This window comes from Luteitalea sp. (assembly GCF_044337415.1).
Taxonomy (GTDB): Bacteria; Acidobacteriota; Vicinamibacteria; order Vicinamibacterales; family Vicinamibacteraceae; genus Luteitalea.
This window is the reverse complement of record NZ_JBIINP010000333.1, coordinates 1-3,415: the sequence shown is the minus strand read 5'-3', so window position 1 is coordinate 3,415 and position 3,415 is coordinate 1. Positions and strand designations below refer to the sequence as shown.

2 pseudogenes are annotated in these 3,415 nt (G+C 71.4%); one reads left to right on the top strand and one right to left on the bottom strand.

What is annotated here, in order from left to right:
• Positions 1-917 (bottom strand): annotated as a pseudogene (locus ACIRDX_RS21870) (hypothetical protein); the annotation flags it as partial.
• 312 nt (positions 918-1,229) lie between these two features.
• Here ACIRDX_RS21870 and ACIRDX_RS21865 point away from each other — a divergent pair.
• Positions 1,230-3,415 (top strand): annotated as a pseudogene (locus ACIRDX_RS21865) (hypothetical protein); the annotation flags it as partial.

Genomic DNA, 3,415 nt, shown 5'->3' with positions numbered 1-3,415 from the left:
ACCACGCCTTCGGGCACGGGCGCGCCGATGGCGATGGCCGTGCCGCGCGGGGCAGGGGCACCGGGAGCCTGGGTCGTGAGGAACTCGTTGCGCGGGCGTAGCCCCGTCTCGCCCAGCGGGCGGCCCTCGCGGTGCCACGGCCATCGGCCGCTCGCCAGGTTGGCCATCGAGCGGTTGGGCGTGGCGAAGGATCGGTAGATCGCGCGCAGCGGCCTGTAGCGTGTCCTGCGTTCCAGCCACACGAGGAAGTGCTGGTCGATGGCGTCTTCCGCGATGATCATCGCGAATCCGCCGAGCGGCGTCGTCACATAGTCGGTCCAGCCCGTCGTCGCGGGGTCGAGGCCGACGTTGCCGATCGAGGCTTCGCTGTAGGGGCCGATCTCGAACTGCGTGCTGTAGGCCGCGCTCCAGGCCAGGGCGCGGGCACGGCTGGTCCAGTAGCGCTTCGACAGGCCAAGCTTCACCTGCTCCGCGCCGGGGTCGTTGTTGATCCAGACCCAGCCCGACGTCGCGCCCTGCGAGGGGTGACCGAGGTAGTTCACCACCCAGCCGTCACCGTCGCCCCAGGTCTGGGGCATGCGGATCGAGTTGGCGTAGTCCTTGAGGAAGGGGCCGCCGAGTTCGCGCCGGGTCTTTTCCTGGAAGCCGATCCGGATGGCGTGCTGCATCGTCAGCAGGCGGAAGGAGTCGGCCACCGCGCCCATGACGTTCGCCCCGCGCCGGGGCGCGGCCGTGAACTGGTCACGGGATGGCTGGGCTCCCTCCATGTGGTCGGCCAGCGCTTCTACCAGCGTGCTCGTCGTCTCCTGAGCGTGGACCTCCCCCGAAGCCACGACGCACGACACGACGAGCGACGCAAGCCACGCCAACCACCGTCCATGGCTCGACCCAACCATCCCGCCCTGAGAATCCGTCATGGCAGCAAAAGCTGTACAGCTAGCTTTTGGGCTGTGGCGGCCCGCATCGTGTCCCATGGTCGAGCCGCCTCGCCGACACCACCGACGAGAATCCGGCACAATCGCCCCATCCGTGGGGGCGGTCCCGAGGTCTCCACCCACCTCGGCCATGAGGGGCGAATCGACGCCGAATCGCAGCTTCTTGAATGAATTCCTCAGCATCGTGCCGTCAGTCTGGCGTCACGCGTGCCGTGGCGCGACCGTCGCTGCGGTCGCGTCCGTCTTGCGCGAGAACCTGCGCCCATCCTTGCAACTCCGTGTCGCACAGGCGTCATGCGTCGACATCCGTTCTTGCCGTTCGTCCTTGCCGTCGCCGCGTGGGTGGCCACGCCAGGCCCCGCGCCGTGCGCATCGCCTGACGAGGCGAGCTACGCCAGGTTCCCCACGTTGTCAGACGATGGGGTCCTGTTCACGGCGGAGGGAGACGTCTGGCGCGTACCGCTGCGCGGCGGCGATGCCGTCAAGGTGACCAGCATGCCCGGCGAGGAATCGCACCCCGCCGTGTCGCCCGACGGCACGCGGGTGGCGTACTCGGCGACCGTCGACGGGCCTACTGAAGTGTACGTCATGGACCTGCAGTCCGGTGCGGTGCCCCGGCGACTGACGTACGAGGGCGAGCAGGCGCTGGTCGTCGGCTGGACGGCCGACGGCGACGTGCTGTACGCGACGCGCCGGTACGCGGCGCTGCCCGGCGTGCAGTTGAGGCGCATCGACCCGGAGTCCCGGGCCGCGGCACCCGTGCCCCTGGCGCTGGCCAGCGACGGCGAGTGGGACGCTGGCGGGACGCTCTACTTCACGCGCTTCGGCAGCCTCGGCAGCTTCACCAAGCGCTACCAGGGCGGCGGCGCGCAGGCCATCTGGCGCCTGCGGCCGGGCGATGCCGAGGCGATGCCCCTCACGGCAGACCACGCCGGTACCAGCCGCACCCCCATGCCGTGGCGCGGACGGATCTACTTCGTCTCCGATCGCGACGGCACGATGAACCTGTGGTCGATGCGCCCGGATGGCGACGACCGCCGGCAGCACACGCACCACGTCGACTTCGACGTGCTCGCGCCCTCGCTCCGCAACGGTCGGATCGTGTACCAGCTCGGCGCCGACCTGCGCATCCTCGACGTGACCAACGGCGAGGACGTGCTGGTGCCGACGCGCCTGCCGGGGCCGCGCGCACGCGACCGGGCGCGCACGGTCGCGACGCCGACCGAGTGGATCTCGTCCTCGCATCTGTCCCCGACGGGCGACCGCCTGGTGATCACGGCGCGCGGACAGGTGTTCACGGCGCCGGTGAAGAAGGGCCGCGTGACACCCGTGGCGCGCGAGCCTGGCGTGCGCTACCGGGATGCGCGGCTCCTGCCCGATGGCCGCACGTTCATCGCGGCCGCCGACCGAGGCACTGAAATCGAGGTCTGGACCTGGACCAGCACCACGACGGCCGCGACGCCTGCGTTCAGCCCGGTGACGCGCGAGGGCACCTCCACACGGCTCGACGTCACTCCGTCGCCCGACGGCCGCTTCGTCGCCCATCAGGACGCCGACCAGCAGTTGTGGGTGCACGAGATCGGCAGCGGGGCCGCGCGCCTGGTGGCGGCCAGCCGCCTCGGGCCGTTCAGCGACCTGCGGTGGTCGGCCGACGGCCGCTGGCTCGCGTACGTGATGCCTGGCGACACCGGCATGAGCCGCATCTGGATCTACGGCGTCGCCGACGGGCGCGCGCATGCGGTGACCACCGATCGGTTCGACAGCCACAGTCCCGCCTGGAGTCCCGACGGCGCGTGGCTCTACTTCCTCTCCGAGCGGACCTTCGACAGCCTGGTCTCGTCGCCCTGGGGGCCGCGCCAGCCCGAGCCGTTCTTCGACAGGCAGACACGCGTGTACCAGCTGGCGCTCCGCCGCGACGCGCGATCGCGCTTCGCGACGCGCGAGGAACGGGCCTCGCCGCCGCGTGCCCCGCTGGCCGCGACCGCCTCCGCCGAGGGGCGCATCGATGTCGACGGCCTGGCCGCCCGCGTGTCCGATGTCCCGCTCGTGCCGGGCAACTACGCCAGCCTCGAGACCGACGGGCAGCGCCTGTACTTCCTCTCGTGGGAGGCCGGCGCGAGCGGACGCAAGGCGCTGCGCATGCTCTCGATCGACGACCGCCGCGCGCTCGAGACGCTGGCGACCGGCGTCGACCGCTTCGAGTTGTCGCTCGACCGATCGACGCTGCTCGTGGTGAAGGGCGACGACCACTGCGTGATCGCGGCCGACGGCGCGCTGCCCGCCGACCTGTCGCGGGCGGCCGTGTCGCTGGCCGACTGGGCGCTCACCGTCGACCCGCGTGCCGAGTGGCGGCAGATCTTCGTGGACGCGTGGCGGCAGCAGCGCGATGGGTTCTACGACCGGCAGATGCACGGCGTGGACTGGGCCGCCATGCGTGCGCGGTACGAGCCGCTCGTCGAGCGCGTCACCGACCGCGCCGA